This window comes from Colwellia psychrerythraea, from assembly GCF_000764185.1.
Lineage (GTDB): Bacteria > Pseudomonadota > Gammaproteobacteria > Enterobacterales > Alteromonadaceae > Colwellia > Colwellia psychrerythraea_B.
Genome location: NZ_JQEC01000004.1, coordinates 162,484 through 179,873, shown reverse-complemented (window position 1 = coordinate 179,873; position 17,390 = coordinate 162,484). Strand labels below are relative to the sequence as shown.

The window sequence follows — 17,390 nt, the reverse complement described above, 5'->3', positions numbered from 1 at the left end:
TATTGTCTCCGATAACAAAGCATATGAGGTAGCGCTAGAGCGTAGACCAACAGTATGTTTGCTATAAATATGTTTTATGAAGGTTGCCGCAATTAAAACATTGAGGCCTAACTCTTCGCTAATTTACTTGGATAATTTACTTAGCTAAAAGGTTAGTAACGGTTTTCAAGGTACCGAGTATTTTATCGGCATATTGAGGATCAGTTGCGTAACCTGCTTTCTGTAAACCTTGCAGGAAGTGTTCCACATTGCCGGAGTCTTGCAATGCATCTTGGTAGCGTTCGCTAGTTGAGAGGAAGTTTATGTAATCATTAACGCTGTCGGTTATCGATTGATACATTCTAAATGGCTCTGCTTTTTTGACCATAGCGCCTTGCTCAAACTCGAGGGTTTCTTTGGTCACTTTATCGCCAGACCAGCGAGAGTCAGCTTTTATATTAAAGAGGTTATTTGAGCTAGTACCATCTTGGCCTTTAATTATCTTTTGTCCCCAACCGGTTTCAAGTGCTGCTTGGGCAATAACCACTTCAAAAGGCACACCTAAGGTTTGTTGAACTTTTTGGGCTGGTGCAATTAAAGCACTGACAAAGCCTTTTGGTTCATTAAAGTTATGCTCTGATACAAGTGCTGAACTATTGACGCTTTGGGATTGGCTAACATCTTTATTAGATTTTTTGTCTAATTCACGTAAAGTAAACTGGCTTGCGGCACTGCTCGCTTGGGCACTAGTAATGCTTTGCGCTTGGTAATTTCCGGCGAAAGGTATATCAATATCAGGCTTAATTTGGTTCTTATGCCCTAACATTTTCTCAACTAAAGAGTTATGTTGCTTGTTTGTATTCGCTTTATTCTTGTTATTGCTTTTATCATCAGCATTGCTGGTTACTGTCAAATTACCATCATTACGCAGCACAGAGCTAGGTTTGAAATCGCCACTGTCACCGCCCAGTTGTCTAACAATTAAATCAGTTAAGCCCAACGAGCCATTGGAAGAGAGTTCAACCGCCATTTGCTGATCATGCATATCGCGGTAGAATTTTGTTGATTCAGAATTAAAAGGGCTGTCAGACTCAAGTACGTCTTGTGCTTTACGCATACTTGAAAGCAGCATTCTCATAAAGATGGCTTCAAATTGTTGCGCCGCTTCTTTTAACGCCTCTTTTTTAGCTTCACCATCGGTTGCTCGAGATTGTTCACGAATTGCATTCAAACCATTAAGGTCAAGGGCATTACGCGCTTGATCAAAGTTATGATTTTGGCTTGAATTGATATCCATAATATTAATAACCTGTAGTTAACGTATTTATTATTTAACTTTAAGCTGTATCGCTCAAATTAAAGTGAAATGCATGGAGTTGATAACTATCAACCAGTACTTTGACGCTTAAGTTAAGTGATATAGCGACAAGTTACATAATAAATTAAATGATAATTAGCTCACCGCGTATTGCGCCCGCTTGATCTAACGCCTCTAAAATAGCCATAACATCGCCAGGACCAGCACCAACCTCATTGATAGCTCGAACCAAGGTTTCTAAGGTCACCCCTGGTTTAAAAACAAACATACGAGCATCGGAGTTGCTAACATTGATTGCTGATTGATTAGTAACCACGGTTTCGCCTTCGGCAAAAGCATTTGGCTGTGAGACATCTTGCACTTCATTAATGGTGACAGTAATACCACCATGGGTAATGGCTGCAGCAAGTAGTTTCACTTCAGAGCCAATAACAATTGTACCGGTACGTGAATTAACAATAATTCTTGCTGCCGGCGATGCTGGTTCAAACTCAAGGTTTTCGAGCACAGATAAAAAACTCACTCGATCACTGATATCACGCGGCGCTCTCACTTGAACTGAGGTGGCGTCAATTGCTTTGGCTGAGCCTTCAATTAACTCATTGATGGTGTCAGATAAACGTTTCGCTGTAGTAAAATCTGAATGACGTAAATTAAAGGTAATATGATCACCAGACGAAAAAGGTGACTTAACTTCTCTCTCAACAATACCACCATTAGCAATACGGCCAACCGTGGGTATATTCACTAACACCTGAGAGCCATCTAAACCTTGAGCACCTAACCCACTAACAATTAATGAACCTTGGGCTACCGCATAAGCGTTACCATCGAGGCCCATTAAAATAGTCTGCAATAAAGTACCACCGCGTAAACTTTGTGCACTGCCCATGCTAGAAACTGTTACATCAATCGTTTGGCCTGTTTTGGTAAAAGCCCTCAACTCGGCATGAACAGCTACAGCAGCAACGTTTTTAATTTTTGGCTTTAAGTTTTCAGGCATGGTGATACCAAAATTACTCAACATAGTTTTAAAACTTTGTTCGGTAAACGGGCTCTGCTCACCTGTGCCAGGCAAACCCACAACTAAACCATAGCCAACTAATTGGTTTGAACGCACGCCAGCAACATCAGCGAGATCTTTAATACGTTGTGCACTTATTGACATTGATGCCAGTAAAGAAAAAAGAATAAATGTATTAATTACTGCTTTCATTAGGTTTGTACCTTAAAGTAATACGTTGAACTAATATCTAAAATTAATGACTAGAGCATGATCCTAGCGCTAAGATCTGATTTAATATCTTATATAGAAAATTTTGCATCAGACCTTAAATTAACGTTCAACTAAAATGGCCACCAAGTGCTATTAAAAAATTTAGCCAACCAACCTTGTTCATTAGCATCAGCAAAACTTCCTGTGCCGGCATATTGAATCCGGGCGTTGGCTACTTTATTAGATAGTATTGTATTGTTTGAATTAATATCTTTAGAGCGAATAACCCCTGTTAAACGAATATACTCATCGCCATTATTTAACGTTAACCATTTTTCGCCACGGATCATTAAATTGCCGTTGGGTAAAACTCTCAGTACATGAACTGAAATATTACCGCTTAAGCTGTTGCCTTGATCAGCTTTTGAGTCACCTTTAAATTGAGAGTTCTGACTCATACCAAACTGTAATGACTCACCACCAATGGTAACGGGTAATCCCCCTAGGCCGGTTACTGCATCTAATTTAGTAGAGTTCTCCTTTTTCAACTCTGTTTTAGCATTTTTCTTTGCTTGAGTTTTCTCATCTAAAATAACTGAAATAATGTCGCCAACACGGTGTGCCTTTGAGTCTGAATATATATTATTAACATAATTAGGCTTAAATAAAGATCCCGATGGCACAATACGCTCTTCTTCTTCTTCTGGCATTATGGGTGCAAAATTGGGGTCGTTAGGCAGTGCCTTAGTTAGTTCGACGGTATTACTACATGCCGTAGTAACCATAATGAGTAAGCTAACCGCAGTTAATTTAAGTATGTTCAAAATATTTTTACTTTTCATTACCGCCTCCTATTTATTCTTTAAATTTAAAAATTATTGCTAAAGTTGCTGATTAATATAACTAAGCATTTCATCAACAGCTGAAATCACTTTTGAGTTCATTTCATACACGCGTTGACTTTCTATTAAGTTAACTAACTCTTCAGTGGTGTTTACATTGGATGTTTCTAATGCACCTTGAACTAACATGCCATACCCCTCAAGACCGGGAACGCCTTCTTGTGGCGCGCCACTTACCGCAGTTTCTATATATAAATTTTGCCCTACTGGCTGAAGACCTGTTGGGTTAACAAAGTTGATTAAGTTAATTTGACCTACCACGGCAGGATCCGCCTGCCCTTGCAGTGTCACTGAAACTTCACCATCTTGAGAGACAATAATGCTTAAGGCATCTTCAGGAATAGTCACCTGTGGTTGAATAAGGTAACCCGCACCTGGGGTGACCATATTACCTTCATCGTCCATGGTAAATTGACCATTACGACTATAAGCAGAGCTACCATCTGGCATTTGTATTTCAAAAAAACCCTCACCTTGAATCATCAAATCAAGGGCGTTATCTGTGGTGATCATGTCACCTTGAGTATGAATTTTTTGGGTAGCAACCACTTTGGTACCTGCACCTAGCATTAATCCTGACGGTGCTTCAGTATCTTGTGCAGTTCTGCCACCAGGCTGATTAATATTTTGATAAAGCAAGTCTTCAAAAACAGCTCTACTCTTTTTAAAGCCGATAGTACTAGCGTTAGCTAAGTTGTTAGAAATTACCGCAATATCTTTATTTTGCGCATCTAAACCGGTTTTACTAATCCATAATGCTGGGTTCATACATCACCTCTGATTGAGCCATAACTGTTTGTAATATAAAACAAACAACTCTTAATTTTTGTTAATATTTAGAAAGCACGTAATAACGAAGCAGCGCTTGCATCAATTTCTTCTGCGGTCTTCATCATTTTTAATTGCATTTCAAACTGTCGCTGTAATGCAATCATCTCGGTCATTTCATTAATGGGATTAACATTGCTTGATTCTAATGCGCCGCCGAGAACATTAACGTTAACATCGGCAAGTAATTGCCCACCATTTTTGGCGCGAAAAAGACCATCATTGCCTTTTTCAACTAAACGAGTATCTGGATTCACTAACTTGATACGGCCTACTTCTTCTTGCACACTACTTGGTGCACCTTCTGGCTGAACCATGATGGTGCCGTCACGAGAAATTTGAATGTTATTTACCGGTAGCGGTAAGGTAATAGGGCCATCTTCACCAATAACGAGTTCACCATCATTAGTTTCTAAGGCGCCTGTTTCGGTTAAACGAAAATGACCACCACGGGTATAAGCTTCTTGACCATCTTCAGCTTGTACGGAAAAAAAACCATCACCTTCAATGGCGACATCTAATGAACGACCGGTATGAAGCACTGAGCCTGAGTCAAAATTTTGGCTAGCACGTTCTGTCATTGAAAAAACACGGGAAGGCTGCCCTTCGCCATATGCCTGCATACTGCGCGCTTGTGCTAAATCGGCTTTAAAGCCAGTGGTTTTAGCATTCGCCAAGTTGTTGGCATTTATTGATAAGGCTTGCATGTTTTGTTTAGCGCCACTCATGGCGATATAAAGCAACTTATCCATAATGATTTTCCAAAAATAAAAGGTTATATCTAGTAAATGCAAGGAGGGTGCCAGCTATCATAAAAGCATTGGTTGAGCGGAAGAAATAAAGTGGTTCATCTAGTGGTAGATATATAAGGAGTATATAAAATAAAAAAGCTGCTAGTGGCGTCTAGAAAAACGCCTCACTAACAGCTTTATGATTAACTTACAGGTATATGCTCTTTACCAATAACGTTAACGGTTATCAACACTATCTAATTTGTAAAATAGTTTGGTTTAACTGGTTATCAACTTCCAAGGCGCGTGAGTTGGCTTGGAAATTTCGCTGTGCAGAAATCAAATCAATTAATTCGGTGGTTAAATTAACATTGGATTGCTCTAATGCCGAGGAGTTAATGGTACCAAAAGTACCGGCTCCCGCTTCACCGGCTAACGCTTCACCGGAAACAATACTCTCTTTCCATGAAGTATTTCCTACTTGCGTGAGTCCTTGATTATTGGCAAAGCTAATTAAGGCAATACGTGCTAAAGGCTGCTCGGTACCATTACTGTAAGTTGCACGTACCAGACCATCAGTACCAATATTAATACCGGTTAAACGGCCAACAGCTAAACCATCTTGCTTTAACGAGGTTACTTCAAAATTAGAAGCAAACTGGGTTGGTTCATTCGAATTTGGTCCTGTGTTATCAAAATTAAAATCGACAATAACCTGCTGAAGTGGATCGGCGCCATTGCTTAATATCCCCGCGCCTAATGCTGCGGTTTGGATTAGAGCGGGATCTTGAGCATTGTAATCACCACTTGCACTAAAGCTTAATCGTGCGGCGTTAATACCCGCACCATTATTAACGGGTCCGCCAGGAATATCGACCAATTGATTATCTACGGCTGCGTACATGTTCCAAGTATTCGCTGCTTCCTTTATAAAATAATAAGTCATCACATGGCTGTCGCCTAACGAATCAAAAATGGTTACCGAGGTTGAATTGTTATAAGTTAGTGGGTCAGTATGGTCAAAGGTAAAAGCGGGTATAGCATCACCCGCAGGTAAATTCATCTTAACATCAACCTCACTTGTTTGTGTTGGTGCGCCTGAAGCTGTCGGTATTTGAATTGGTGATGAGGTACTAAGCGCAACCGATGAAGAAGAGCCATCAGCATTGACTGGAAAACCCAATAAAAAACCACCGGATGAATTAACAACAAAATTACTGTCATTTAATTTAAATTGACCGGCACGGGTGTAAGAAGTCTCTAAACTGTCAATTTCAGGTACAGTGGCAAAAAAACCATTACCAGTAATGGCTAAATCAAGGGCGTTATTGGTGAATTGAATACTACCTTGGGAAAACTGCTGAGCCACATCTGCCGTTAAAACACCATCACCTACTTTAGTTTTACCTGAAGCCAGTAATGATGCGGCATAAACATCAACGAACTCTGCACGAGACTCTTTAAAGCCAACAGTGTTAACATTGGCAATATTATTTGATGTAACATCTAAGTCTTTTTGTGCGGCATTTAGCCCACTTAATGCAATATTAAATGACATAGTTTAATCCTCTTAAAAATTCCGTTCGGCAACAACAAAACTAATATAATGCTAGTGTTGTAAACCAGCTTAAATACTTCACGGTTACAAACCGCTTAATGCTCGGCCAAGTAAGCCTATATTTTTACTTAATTACACGATAAAATTCATTAAAATTTAACTGTCCCCATCGGATATCTCTACCACATCTGATAATGCCATAGAGCTTCCGCCGTTAAGGTTAAGTATGATACTACCGCCAGCACCGGCTAAAGTAACGCTATCGACTTTACGGAATGTCATTGCCTCTATTTCAGAGGCTTGGCCGTCGACCAAACCAACAATACGGAAACGATAAGCGCCTTCGGGGGCAGGTTCGCCCTGATCTGTTTGACCATCCCAAGTAAAGGTAATACCACCGGCGGCAACACTCCCTACAGGAACCGTTTGAATAATTTCACCGGCAATATTTTCAACATATATATTAACGTTACTGGCCGCACTGTCGGTAACCAGTTTGCCTTTTACCCTTTCACCCTCTTCCATGCCAAAGACATTATCTTCGACCAAAACATTTCGTCCAACAAGCGATGAAGCTTGCAGTGCTTGGCTAGAAGTCATTGAACTGGAAAAACTGTCAAAAGAATCATTCAGTTGTTGTACACCATCAGTGGTGGAAAAAGCAGTCATCTGCGAGATCATTTCATTGTTATCAACGGGCTTAGTTGGATCTTGATTCGCTAACTCTTGAGTTAACAGTGCAAAAAAGTCAGCCTGGGTGAGCATGCCTTTATCCTGCTCAGCCTCTTTATATTTTTCTTCCTGCCAACGAATCCCATCTAAAGGATTGGTATTAGTAACGGATGTCATTATCTACTCCTGCGTTTTGCAATAGACTAAATACAATATCAAAATGGTTCATTACCTTTGACCTAACTGTAATGTTTTATTCAGCATCTTTTTGGCTGATTCCGCTAGTTGAACATTAGTTTGATAAGAGCGTAATGCTAAGATCACCTTATTAGTGCCATAGCTAATTTCTTCACCTACAAAATTAATCACTACCTTTGACCTAACTGTAATGTTTTATTGAGCATATTCTTCGCTGACTCAGCCAACTGCACGTTAGTTTGATATGAACGCGATGCGGATATCATATTAGTCATCTCTTCAATTACGTTAACATTGGGCTTATAGATAAAACCGTCTTTATCAGCCATTGGATGACTAGGTGCATATTCAACATTTAATGGCTTATCACTTTCAACAATACCTAAAACGTTGACACCAACACCGCTGCCATCCTTACCTCCCTGCCCTGCGGCAGCTTCTTGCATGGCTGCGGCAAAAACGGGATGTCTGGCACGGTAAGTTTGATCTGCACTGCTACTAACACTATCTGCGTTAGCAATATTACTGGCGGTAGTATTTAAACGCACTGACTGTGCACTCATACCACTACCTGTGATATCAAATACGTTGAAAAGACTCATAATTACTGACCTCCGCTTATTACTTTCTTCATGGCTTTTATTTTGCCATTAAGAAATTGCACGCTTGCTTGATACTCTAATGAGTTTTTTAGATACAAGTTTCGTTCCACTTGTACATCTACGGTATTACCATCGCCAGTATCAGGTTGATTTGGTACACGAAAATCGACAGAATTATTTAGTTCGGTACGAACATCAAAGTGCTTTTCATTAGTACGTGACATGCCCATTTGCTGATTATTTGCCGCTTTTGCTAGCGCTTGTTTAAAATCTAGCCCTTTAGCTTTGTAACCAGGGGTATCTGCATTGGCAATATTACTAGCGATCACTTCAGCACGTTGCGAGCGAATTTGCATGCCCTGCGAGTGTAGTTGAAAGCCTTGATCAAATCCTATAGCCATAATAGCCTCACGTCGATTTACGTTATAGGTAAGTGATATTCAATATTTATGCCAGATAAGTATTGAATGGCAGTATAAACGAGGAAGGTTTTAGTAGGGGATTGGCTAATAACGATTAACAATAGCTATTAGCCAAGGTAGCGCTCAGTTATTTTTTCTGATAAACAATGCCTGGATTACAACGCAACATAGTAAAGTCTTGGTTTATTCCTGACAGTGATTCCGACGCACCTAGAAATAAATAACCATCATTGTTTAAAACGCCATGAATTTGACTAATTATTTGTGATTTAATTTCCGGTGAGAAATATATTAAAACATTCCGACAAAAGACAATATCGAACCGACCCATTAAACTATAACTATTAAGTAAGTTCAGCGGCCTGAAACTTACCATTTTCTTAACTTGGTCTTTTATCTTTAACATGCCATTATCACCCGCTTCAAAAAAACGCTGCTTACGCTCTGCGGATAAACCTCGAGCAAGAGCCAGATTGTCATAATGACCATATTTACAATGATCGAGCATTGTTGTTGAAATATCAGTACCAATGACCTGTACACCACGGGGAAATGCACCCGGATTTTTTTGTTGATATTCCAGTACTGACATCGCAATGGAATAAGGTTCTTGTCCAGATGAGCTTGCAGCGGACCAAATTTTAACCGGGGTTCTTCTGTTGGCAAAATCTGGTAATAATTTACTTTGAAGTAACTTATACGGATAATCATCTCGAAACCATAAAGTTTCATTGGTGGTCATGGCATCAATGACTGCGGCACGCAATTGCCGCTCTACCGGAGAAAGTGTCCGAGTAACAAGCTCTCCCAGAGAACTAAGTTCAAATTTAGCCATTAATGGGGCTAGTCGGCTCTTTACTAAGTATTGCTTATTCTCACCAAGCACAATGCCACATTGTTGCTCTAAAAAGGTTCTAAATTGGTTGTAACTTTTTTCATCAAGTTGTCTTGCTGACACAATAGCTTCCTGTTAGTTTCGAAGTACTCATCTTATCCATCCAAAAATGGAGGCTGCCATCAAAATTATTCGATGGCTATCAAGTTTTAATGAAGCGTTAATCGTCTAGTTTTAGCCATTTTTTTACAGCTGTAGCTAATTCATCAGGGTGAAATTTTGGAATAAAATCTTCTGCCCCTACCTTTTCTACCATGGCATTATTAAATACACCGCTTAACGAGGTATGTAAAATAATAGGCATCTTGGCCATGCGTTCATTACCTTTAACCTCTGCGGTTAAGGTATAACCATCCATTTCCGGCATTTCGATGTCAGAAATCATTAAAGCAACTTTTTCAGTAATACTATGTTCACAGGTAGCCTCTATAGCCTTTAACTGATCGAGCGCGTCTCGGCCATTTTTAGCTAAGACCATATTAATACCTAACGGCTCTAATGCTCTTCTAACTTGATTTCGAGCAACCGTTGAGTCATCAGCGATCATAACAAGCTTATCACCAAGACTTGCACCAACATTTGGATCAATAATATCTTCACTAACATCCGTTGAGACTGGACTAATTTCATTTAAGATCTTCTCAACATCTAAAATTGACACCATTTGACCATCAATTTCAGTTACCGCGGTTAAGTAACTCGACTTGCCTGCCCCCTCTGGCGGCGGCATGACGTCAGCCCAACTTAAGGTCACTATTCGTTCAACACCCGCAACAAGGAAACCTTGTACGCTACGGTTATATTCAGCAATGATAATAAAGGTTTCTGCTGTTTGTTCTATTGCAGGCCCACCGGTAGACTTACTCAAATCAATGACAGAGATTGTTTGTCCGCGAATATGAGCAACGCCCTTAATATATGAATCTTGTTTCGGTAATATAGTTAATTTCGGACAAGGCATTACTTCACGTACTTTAAATACATTAATACCAAAGCGCTGCCTACCGATAAGTTTGAAGAGTAACAATTCTAATCTGTTCTCACCTACAAGTTGCGTGCGCTGATTTACCGAATCGAGTATGCCTGCCATATAAACCTCATGTAACACCGTACCATTTAATATGTTTAAAGAAAAAACACTTAAGGCACAATTCTTGAATTGTATTTAAAATATAGAGTTGATAATCACACTAAGCGCCTGATCGTTGACGCATGATTTAACCTCATTTCATACTGCTAACTTAGGTTAAGCATAGACGAATTTTTGCATTTACTTATAGATAGATAACAAAATATATGCGACATACCAAACATTTTTTATTTTTTTCATTATTATTGCTTATTAAGCAGCCAATTGTTGCTGCAACCGAGTTAGACAGTGCTTTTATTGAGCGTTTTGCAAAAACTTATTTAGCAAAATATTTCCCTTCTAGTGACGACGAAAAGGTGCGTATTTCAATTGCTCGTTTAGACCCTAGAATCATTATTAAACCGTGCAAAATACCTTTAACAGCAAATATACCTGAAAAAAGTGGTGCTAGAAATGTAAATATAAAAATTAGTTGCGATGAATCAATACCATGGAAAATATATTTATCGGCAAAAGTTGAAATAACTAAAGCTGTTTTAATTGCAAAAAATACAATAAGCCAGGGAGACAAACTTGACGAGAGTAATATCGAACTAGCTTACATTGCCATTAACAAAATCCGTGGCGAAAAACTAACCGATAAAGCTATCGTTTTTGGCGCCAAAGCAAAGCGACGCATAGGTAAAGGTAAAACGATTAGTAAAAAGAGTATTTGCTTAATATGTAAAGGTGATGTGGTGACAATTATTGCCTCCTCAAATACCTTTACCATCAAAACTCAAGGGGTTGCCTTAAGTTCAGGAAATATTAATGAACAAATTAAAGTTAAAAACACACGGTCAAATAAAGTCATAACCCCGCGTATCAAAGCTATTAACCAAGTAATAATTCATCTATAATCAAAATATATACAATCGAAGTTAGCAAATAATTTTACGGCTAACTTACGCATGATGTTATTTATATTTTAATGTATTTTTAACTAAAGTTATTACGCAGATGGCCGATAACAAGGTAACAGAATCCATTTAAAATATCATTTCATTGTTAAAGGATGAAATTATGGCCATAAATATCAATAACTTGAATAGCAATAATCAAGTACAGCAAACTCAGCAAAAACAAGTACAGCAGCAATCTGCTCAAACTGCATCAAGTAATTCTCAAGTAAAAAATGCGGGGCAAGACTCAGTGTCGATTACTCCACAGGCAAAACAGCTTAATGAGTTACAAAAAAAAGCAGTAGATGCCCCTGTGGTTAACCAAAAGAAAATCGATGAGTTGAAAAAAGCTATAAGCGCTGGTGATTATAAAATTAATCCAGAGAAATTAGCTGCCAGCATTGCTAACTTTGAATTTAAGCTTGTTTAGCTATAAACTGTAAAGTCCGTTATTTAGAGTAAAATCAAAGGCAAACTTTATGTTATCAGGCTCAACACCTCAGGGATTAACCCCCAGCGAATTGTTAGCAAAGCAACATCAACAGTTAACTTCGCTTGCCCAAATAATTGCTAACGAACAGCAAATATTGCAGCAACATGATCCACAAGCATTGCTTAGTATCAGCCAAGAAAAAAACACCTTGTTGTTAGCAATACAACAACTTGACCAAGAAATTGGCCAAGATCAGCAGTTTGCTCAAGATAAAGCGGCAGGTAAGTTAAGCCAAGAGCTATCTGAAATAACTGAGTTGTTAACACATTGCCAGCAAAAAAACTTGCTCAATGGTCAAATCATCCAACAATCTCAACTCGCTGTAGAGCGCATGAAAACGAGTCTGTTAGAGAATCATAATAAGAATGCAATTACCTATGATAGTACAGGCAAGAAAAGTGCTGGGCTTTCGAGTATAGGGCTAAAAGCATAGCTCAAATTAAATATAAAGAACTAAACATTAATCTAATCAATCATTAAAATTAAAAAAGGCATTAATCAATTAGATTAATGCCTTTAATTCATACTTATTTAAAACTAGAAATGTGTTACGTCTTTAATTTCTTTCCTATTCTGATTTGCTTGATAAATATTATATACATCTTCAAAATTTAACTGTAATTCCGTGGTATATACATCTCCTACCGGATAGCTTTTAATCACTTTAGCGCCGCGAATAACCCCCTGTATAGAAGCTGTTAACTGTTGCTCTTCAATAAGTAGGTCAGCCATAGTTACCTTCCCTTTAACTTGTTGACCGTATACTTGCTCAGCAAGTTCAGCATAAGCGGCAATTTTTGACGCTTTAATGGCCATTAACATCCGCTGAGTTTCATGTGTCGACTTTTGCATGCTAATAGGTGCAAAACCTGTGGCATATAACACAGGAAAAACCTCAGGTTTCACTGTTTGCCATTGCACATGTTTATCATAAATGAGAGAGCAACTACTGATAAAAAATAGTGAGCTCAAAATAAGAATGATTCGAGTCAATGAATTATGCATAGATACTCCTTTACAGTTTTAAAGCTGATAAGTAACATACTGATACCAGCTGTATTAATGGGATAACGACATAGTAAATAATTACAATCAGCGCTAGTTCTGTATAACAACAGCACGTTCATCATTATGCAACATAGCGTTATCTCTAATAATCATACCGTCTCTCATTTTAACTTTTTCACTATGGCTCATTTCATCACCTAAAACCCAAGCCGGAATAAATGATTGTGCGGTTGCAACAACAACCTTAGATTGAATGCCAATCATACGGACATTCACTAAAACACCATTTTCTTGTTCAACCATGGTGCCAGATACCACATAGTCAATTATCTGACGTTCAGGTAGCTCCTGCCAGTCACGACTGAAAACATAATCGCCTTCTTTTGTTACCCGTATATGACCCGTAGTTTTAAAGTCTATAACAACTAAACCATGACGTTGAAGTTCATGAACAAAACTTTCAGCTAGCTGATTACCAAGCCAGTTAGTAGTTTCAAGATCTTTTAAATCTACAAACGAAGCTACAGCAACAGGGGTTTTTGTATTGACAAAGCTACTACTTGTTAGCATTTGATAGGCTAGCCCTTTAACCACATCATTTATGGCATGACGTGGTAGCTCATAGCTATCAATCTCTCCTTTTTCTTTATGAGTTAATTGATAAAAGCCATCATCATTAGTTGCCTCACAAGAAAGTAAAGCAGGTAAAATTAATGGTATAAGCCATTTTTTCATGGTATTCCCCTTTCAAACTAAGTACTACAATTATCACCACTTGCGATATTGTATTCATTTTCATATTCGTGATTGATCTTGTTTATAACAATGCACATTCTAAGCCAACAATCATTAACCGCCGACATCAACAAGAATACGACAGGCATGAAAAATGCATAACTGTGTTAAGTCAATAAAATTGCTACTCCCACTTGTTCATGAAATTGGGATAAAGCTAAATTAGGAATATGACAGTAACTATGCACAAACTCATTATACAATTATCGCTATTTAGTTTTTTATGCAGTTTTTCAGCCAACAGCCAGTGGTACGAGACCCAAGGACATGCGCGCACCAACGATACAAGCGTAGAGCTTGCTCGTACAAAAGCAATGGAGAATGCTCTTAAAAAGGCCTTACTTGTATCTGGCGCTAGTGTATCAAGTGTTCAACAAGTGGTTAATGGCTTACTAACACAAGATCAGATAAGTATCAGAGCAAGCGGTAGTGTTAATTCAATTGAATTAGTTGACGAAGTACACAGCGATAACTTAATCACGGTTACAATTCGTGCTGATATATTTCCTCAAGAACGAAAGTGCTTTGCGGTAAACTTTAAAAAATCATTACTATTAACACGCAGCCATTTAATAAATAGAGAGCAAGCTAATGTCGGTGAGATATACCTCATTGATAAAGCAGTTATCCGTAAACTTGGTCAGCAACTAAATCTTCAAAGTGCTTTTACTAAAACCAGCAGTATTCTTAATAATAAAACTGAATTTTCACGCCTTAATAACAGCTTAGCCAGTAATAAAGTTTCTCAATTAACTCAGTCTTTAAGTGAAAGTACCGACAGCCAATATATTATGTTTAGTGAAATCACTAATACCTCTTTTGACAAACAAGCCACTAATAGCTGGTTATTCTGGCAACAGGGTATTTACCCAAGAAATTTCGCCATTAACTTCTATTTATATAACGGCCTAAATGGTGAATTAGTTTGGCAAGACAGTTATCAAAACACTGCACCATGGACATTTACCAAGCGCATTAAAGTCGATGTAGGTGGTAGCGCTTTTTGGCATAGTGAATATGGGCTGATGATTGATAATATTCTCGATAAAGTGATAAAAGATATTGATGAGAATATTATGTGTGAGCCGAGCAGAGGCAAAATAATTCAAGTGCAAGGTAATCAGGTTACCATTAACTTAGGTCGAGAGCATGGCTTAAAAATGGGCGATGAATTCAGTTTGTTACACCTTACCCACTTCACCAATAACTCAGGGAAATCTTACGCCGGATTTAACTTAAGCCCTTATAAAGTTAAAGTGACTAAACTAACCAGGCAAACTGCCACGGCAGCTACACCAGATGGACGCTTATTTGGCAATATTCAAGTGGATGATTTAGCTGTCCGCTATGAAAATTAATAGTCTATATAACAGCTATGAATCCGACTATTAATGCGATTATTGTAAGGTATTTGAAGGTTGTAGAAAGTTAAAGATTATAGAAAGATAAGTCCAATTTATAAAATAAAGCGCCTACTCACTTAGTAGGCGTTTTTATTTCAGGTTAAGTATTAAATAAACGCTATTGCGGCAGTTATTGCGGCAACTTGTGCTTTAATACAATTTTCATTGTCAACCAAAGGGCTATCGGGGTAGACTTCGGTGGTAGTAACAAATGCTGCATCGGTTAATCCCATACATAAGCCTAAATCTCTTGCGGCGTAATTTATAACGCCATGCTGCTCAATATCAACACCTATCAATTTATCATTATTATCTGCTGGGGCAATGTGAGTAACTTCGGCTACGGCTTGGTTAATGGCACATTGGAAGTCTGCTTCAGGTTTAGTTGAGTCGGCAACTAAGTAAAAGCCATCAGGTATATTCCAGCTTTTTTGTTCAATTGCATCACGGGCAGAAAGTGCAGGTCTAAACTCACTATTATCCGTATCAGTAGTTTCATGTAAATCAATATGCATAGCGATATCGACATCAAGATCCATGATAAACGACATCAGTGCTGCCGATTCTTGTGCCGGACTATCAGGGTAAAATGAACGGTTTGGATCAATCGCTTTATTATTCCAGCGATTAATTGTTTCATAGCCCCAAGGGCTTACACAAGGCGCAACAATAATATTAAACTGCTCGCTAAAGTCCTTAGCATTAGTTTCTAAAAAACGTATAGCGCCTTGTACACCACTGGTTTCATAACCATGAACGCCACCCGTTACTAACACGGTTTTATTGTTCGTTTGCCAATTTTTGCTTTGCATAACATATAAAGGGTAACGGCTTTCATCAACAGATAAACTGCCGTATTGAATCATATCAAATGAAGACTTTAATAATTCAAGCTTTGCCAGTACTTCATCTTGATAAGAGCGTTTAATGTCTTGTTTAGAAAGCCACAATTCGTTCTCTTCATTTGTCCATGGCTGGCCTTTTTTACCAATAGAATAAACTGATTCACTCATGATTTAACCTTATTATTTATCGTAGCCATATAATAACTACTACTTTAAAATTTTTTGTCACCATAAAAAATGCCCGAAAATTCGGGCATTGGATTACGGATGACTCATTTAGTCGTTATACAGGGAGACTTTATTTCGAGTCTGCACGCCCCATAAATTTACGTTCTTCAGTATTAACCTTGATTTTATCACCCGTTGAAATATGTTCAGGTACCTGTACCGTTAATCCTGTAGAAAGGGTAGCAGGCTTAGTACGAGCACTCGCGGATGCACCTTTTATAGAGGGATCAGTTTCAGTAATCACTAACTCAACACTAGGAGGAAGATCAATTGCTACGGGTGAATCATCAACTATGATGACAGAAATGCCTTGAGTTTCTTCATTAATGAACAGAACCTCATCAGCTATTGACTCTTTATTTAAGTTATACGGTGTGTAATCTTCATTATCCATAAATACATACTCATCACCATCAATATAAGAAAACATCGATGGACGACGACTTAAGTCGGCAAAATTCAACATATCATCAGCTTTAAAAGTTTCATCAACTTTACCACCCGTTACTACATCGTATAAACGCATTCTATATAAACTTCCACCGGCTCTACCTTGCGGTACTGAGCGGGCAATATCTCTAACAATTAACACTTTACCATTGTGCTCTATCGCTGCATTTTTCTTTATATCACTTGCCTTTGGCATAAGATGGCGTCCTCTGAATTTATTATAAATATACTGGTTTTAAACACAATGCAGGGAAAATAGCATGAACCCATAGATATGCAAATAACTTATCGAGCGAATCATGATTTATTTCAATAAAGATCAAACATAATGAAAGATAACGGGCAGACTTTCATTATATTTGTCATAGAAAACAAAAAAGGCAAATATATTAGCTATATTTGCCTTTTCAATCTTTGAGTTTTTTTGTACTTTTATTCGTTCACATAGGTGCTGATAATCATGGAATGAATACTATAAATCTACTCGTAAGAACGCTCAAGCCAAGCGATTTGTAATTTTAAATCTTCAATTTCATGGTTTGCATCGGCTAATTGTTCCAGCGTTGATTTTTGTTCATTATTAACGTTATCTACACTAGCATCAGTACTTTTTGACATATTACGTCTTTCCTCATGGGCCATAATAGCCTCCAAAAAATTGTTACTGCACCTGTAGTATTACACAATAACTTTCATTTGTAAGTTTCGAAGCAAAAAAACTGATCTATCAGGATATAAACTTTAGTAAAACTTTTAATACACAACTGCACCAAGAACACACATAACCAATTGAATAATAATTAATAAAACGATAAA

21 protein-coding genes are annotated in these 17,390 nt (G+C 38.1%); 4 read left to right on the top strand and 17 right to left on the bottom strand.

The window, feature by feature from the left end:
* Positions 1-136: 136 nt before the first annotated feature.
* The 12 genes from flgJ to GAB14E_RS19505 all read right to left on the bottom strand — a co-directional run bounded on the left by flgJ (position 137) and on the right by GAB14E_RS19505 (position 10,411).
* The gene (gene flgJ / locus GAB14E_RS19455; RefSeq protein WP_033080756.1) at positions 137-1,276 is read right to left on the bottom strand and encodes a flagellar assembly peptidoglycan hydrolase FlgJ; all 1,140 of its coding nucleotides are present in this window, start codon (positions 1,274-1,276) and stop codon (positions 137-139) included.
* Positions 1,277-1,421: 145 nt separating this feature from the next.
* Positions 1,422-2,513: a flagellar basal body P-ring protein FlgI gene (locus GAB14E_RS19460; protein ID WP_033080755.1), complete on the bottom strand. Its 1,092-nt coding sequence runs from the start codon at positions 2,511-2,513 to the stop codon at positions 1,422-1,424.
* Between the two features lie 131 nt (positions 2,514-2,644).
* Positions 2,645-3,355 carry a flagellar basal body L-ring protein FlgH gene (flgH, locus tag GAB14E_RS19465; RefSeq protein WP_033080754.1) on the bottom strand — a complete coding sequence of 237 codons (711 nt, stop codon included), beginning with the start codon at positions 3,353-3,355 and terminating at the stop codon, positions 2,645-2,647.
* Between the two features lie 39 nt (positions 3,356-3,394).
* The gene (gene flgG, locus GAB14E_RS19470; RefSeq protein ID WP_033080753.1) at positions 3,395-4,183 is read right to left on the bottom strand and encodes a flagellar basal-body rod protein FlgG; all 789 of its coding nucleotides are present in this window, start codon (positions 4,181-4,183) and stop codon (positions 3,395-3,397) included.
* A 68-nt stretch (positions 4,184-4,251) separates the two neighbouring features.
* Complete coding sequence (gene flgF / locus GAB14E_RS19475; protein ID WP_033080752.1) at positions 4,252-4,995, bottom strand: flagellar basal-body rod protein FlgF; 744 nt, start codon at positions 4,993-4,995, stop codon at positions 4,252-4,254.
* 232 nt (positions 4,996-5,227) lie between these two features.
* Positions 5,228-6,532: a flagellar hook protein FlgE gene (gene flgE, locus GAB14E_RS19480; protein WP_033080751.1), complete on the bottom strand. Its 1,305-nt coding sequence runs from the start codon at positions 6,530-6,532 to the stop codon at positions 5,228-5,230.
* A 156-nt stretch (positions 6,533-6,688) separates the two neighbouring features.
* Positions 6,689-7,381 carry a flagellar hook assembly protein FlgD gene (locus GAB14E_RS19485; RefSeq protein ID WP_033080750.1) on the bottom strand — a complete coding sequence of 231 codons (693 nt, stop codon included), beginning with the start codon at positions 7,379-7,381 and terminating at the stop codon, positions 6,689-6,691.
* A 51-nt stretch (positions 7,382-7,432) separates the two neighbouring features.
* The gene (locus GAB14E_RS24705; protein ID WP_414734051.1) at positions 7,433-7,573 is read right to left on the bottom strand and encodes a flagellar basal body rod protein FlgC; all 141 of its coding nucleotides are present in this window, start codon (positions 7,571-7,573) and stop codon (positions 7,433-7,435) included.
* Positions 7,573-8,004, bottom strand: a complete 432-nt coding sequence (gene flgC / locus GAB14E_RS19490; RefSeq protein WP_033080749.1) for a flagellar basal body rod protein FlgC — start codon at positions 8,002-8,004, stop codon at positions 7,573-7,575. The genes GAB14E_RS24705 and flgC overlap by 1 nt, the downstream gene beginning before the upstream one ends.
* Positions 8,005-8,006: 2 nt before the next feature.
* Positions 8,007-8,405: a flagellar basal body rod protein FlgB gene (gene flgB / locus GAB14E_RS19495; protein ID WP_033080748.1), complete on the bottom strand. Its 399-nt coding sequence runs from the start codon at positions 8,403-8,405 to the stop codon at positions 8,007-8,009.
* A gap of 148 nt (positions 8,406-8,553) precedes the next feature.
* Positions 8,554-9,384: a CheR family methyltransferase gene (locus GAB14E_RS19500; RefSeq protein ID WP_033080747.1), complete on the bottom strand. Its 831-nt coding sequence runs from the start codon at positions 9,382-9,384 to the stop codon at positions 8,554-8,556.
* Positions 9,385-9,481: 97 nt separating this feature from the next.
* Positions 9,482-10,411 (bottom strand): chemotaxis protein, encoded by a 930-nt coding sequence (locus GAB14E_RS19505; protein WP_033080746.1) that lies wholly within the window; start codon positions 10,409-10,411, stop codon positions 9,482-9,484.
* Between the two features lie 206 nt (positions 10,412-10,617).
* On the opposite strand from GAB14E_RS19505, the gene flgA reads away from it, so the two are divergent.
* From flgA to flgN, 3 genes are all read left to right on the top strand, one after another.
* The gene (flgA, locus tag GAB14E_RS19510) at positions 10,618-11,310 is read left to right on the top strand and encodes a flagellar basal body P-ring formation chaperone FlgA (protein ID WP_033080745.1); all 693 of its coding nucleotides are present in this window, start codon (positions 10,618-10,620) and stop codon (positions 11,308-11,310) included.
* Positions 11,311-11,473: 163 nt separating this feature from the next.
* Positions 11,474-11,782: a flagellar biosynthesis anti-sigma factor FlgM gene (gene flgM, locus GAB14E_RS19515; RefSeq protein WP_033080744.1), complete on the top strand. Its 309-nt coding sequence runs from the start codon at positions 11,474-11,476 to the stop codon at positions 11,780-11,782.
* A 49-nt stretch (positions 11,783-11,831) separates the two neighbouring features.
* On the top strand, positions 11,832-12,278 hold the full coding sequence (gene flgN, locus GAB14E_RS19520) for a flagellar export chaperone FlgN (RefSeq protein WP_033080743.1): 447 nt from the start codon (positions 11,832-11,834) through the stop codon (positions 12,276-12,278).
* A gap of 104 nt (positions 12,279-12,382) precedes the next feature.
* Here the strand turns inward: flgN and GAB14E_RS19525 are convergent, their stop codons facing one another.
* The gene (locus tag GAB14E_RS19525; protein ID WP_033080742.1) at positions 12,383-12,850 is read right to left on the bottom strand and encodes an LPP20 family lipoprotein; all 468 of its coding nucleotides are present in this window, start codon (positions 12,848-12,850) and stop codon (positions 12,383-12,385) included.
* A 93-nt stretch (positions 12,851-12,943) separates the two neighbouring features.
* The gene (locus GAB14E_RS19530; protein WP_033080741.1) at positions 12,944-13,588 is read right to left on the bottom strand and encodes a FlgO family outer membrane protein; all 645 of its coding nucleotides are present in this window, start codon (positions 13,586-13,588) and stop codon (positions 12,944-12,946) included.
* Positions 13,589-13,830: 242 nt separating this feature from the next.
* On the opposite strand from GAB14E_RS19530, the gene GAB14E_RS19535 reads away from it, so the two are divergent.
* A complete protein-coding gene (locus tag GAB14E_RS19535) occupies positions 13,831-15,006 on the top strand; it encodes a flagella assembly protein FlgT (protein ID WP_033080740.1) in 1,176 nt (391 codons plus the stop codon).
* 152 nt (positions 15,007-15,158) lie between these two features.
* On the opposite strand, the gene GAB14E_RS19540 is transcribed toward GAB14E_RS19535, so the two are convergent.
* The 3 genes from GAB14E_RS19540 to GAB14E_RS25060 form a co-directional block, all read right to left on the bottom strand.
* Positions 15,159-16,064 (bottom strand): M14 family metallopeptidase, encoded by a 906-nt coding sequence (locus tag GAB14E_RS19540; RefSeq protein ID WP_033080739.1) that lies wholly within the window; start codon positions 16,062-16,064, stop codon positions 15,159-15,161.
* Between the two features lie 130 nt (positions 16,065-16,194).
* Positions 16,195-16,770 (bottom strand): elongation factor P-like protein EfpL, encoded by a 576-nt coding sequence (gene efpL, locus GAB14E_RS19545; protein WP_033080738.1) that lies wholly within the window; start codon positions 16,768-16,770, stop codon positions 16,195-16,197.
* A gap of 284 nt (positions 16,771-17,054) precedes the next feature.
* A complete protein-coding gene (locus tag GAB14E_RS25060) occupies positions 17,055-17,192 on the bottom strand; it encodes a hypothetical protein (RefSeq protein ID WP_197061152.1) in 138 nt (45 codons plus the stop codon).
* Positions 17,193-17,390: the final 198 nt, after the last annotated feature.

Coding starts and splice junctions, on each gene's coding strand:
- flgJ (WP_033080756.1), bottom strand. CDS start 1,276: ATGGATATCAATTCAAGCCAAAATCATAACTTTGATCAAGCGCGTAAT.
- GAB14E_RS19460 (WP_033080755.1), bottom strand. CDS start 2,513: ATGAAAGCAGTAATTAATACATTTATTCTTTTTTCTTTACTGGCATCA.
- flgH (WP_033080754.1), bottom strand. CDS start 3,355: ATGAAAAGTAAAAATATTTTGAACATACTTAAATTAACTGCGGTTAGC.
- flgG (WP_033080753.1), bottom strand. CDS start 4,183: ATGAACCCAGCATTATGGATTAGTAAAACCGGTTTAGATGCGCAAAAT.
- flgF (WP_033080752.1), bottom strand. CDS start 4,995: ATGGATAAGTTGCTTTATATCGCCATGAGTGGCGCTAAACAAAACATG.
- flgE (WP_033080751.1), bottom strand. CDS start 6,532: ATGTCATTTAATATTGCATTAAGTGGGCTAAATGCCGCACAAAAAGAC.
- GAB14E_RS19485 (WP_033080750.1), bottom strand. CDS start 7,381: ATGACATCCGTTACTAATACCAATCCTTTAGATGGGATTCGTTGGCAG.
- flgC (WP_033080749.1), bottom strand. CDS start 8,004: ATGAGTCTTTTCAACGTATTTGATATCACAGGTAGTGGTATGAGTGCA.
- flgB (WP_033080748.1), bottom strand. CDS start 8,405: ATGGCTATAGGATTTGATCAAGGCTTTCAACTACACTCGCAGGGCATG.
- GAB14E_RS19505 (WP_033080746.1), bottom strand. CDS start 10,411: ATGGCAGGCATACTCGATTCGGTAAATCAGCGCACGCAACTTGTAGGT.
- flgA (WP_033080745.1), top strand. CDS start 10,618: ATGCGACATACCAAACATTTTTTATTTTTTTCATTATTATTGCTTATT.
- flgM (WP_033080744.1), top strand. CDS start 11,474: ATGGCCATAAATATCAATAACTTGAATAGCAATAATCAAGTACAGCAA.
- flgN (WP_033080743.1), top strand. CDS start 11,832: ATGTTATCAGGCTCAACACCTCAGGGATTAACCCCCAGCGAATTGTTA.
- GAB14E_RS19525 (WP_033080742.1), bottom strand. CDS start 12,850: ATGCATAATTCATTGACTCGAATCATTCTTATTTTGAGCTCACTATTT.
- GAB14E_RS19530 (WP_033080741.1), bottom strand. CDS start 13,588: ATGAAAAAATGGCTTATACCATTAATTTTACCTGCTTTACTTTCTTGT.
- GAB14E_RS19535 (WP_033080740.1), top strand. CDS start 13,831: ATGCACAAACTCATTATACAATTATCGCTATTTAGTTTTTTATGCAGT.
- GAB14E_RS19540 (WP_033080739.1), bottom strand. CDS start 16,064: ATGAGTGAATCAGTTTATTCTATTGGTAAAAAAGGCCAGCCATGGACA.
- efpL (WP_033080738.1), bottom strand. CDS start 16,770: ATGCCAAAGGCAAGTGATATAAAGAAAAATGCAGCGATAGAGCACAAT.
- GAB14E_RS25060 (WP_197061152.1), bottom strand. CDS start 17,192: ATGTCAAAAAGTACTGATGCTAGTGTAGATAACGTTAATAATGAACAA.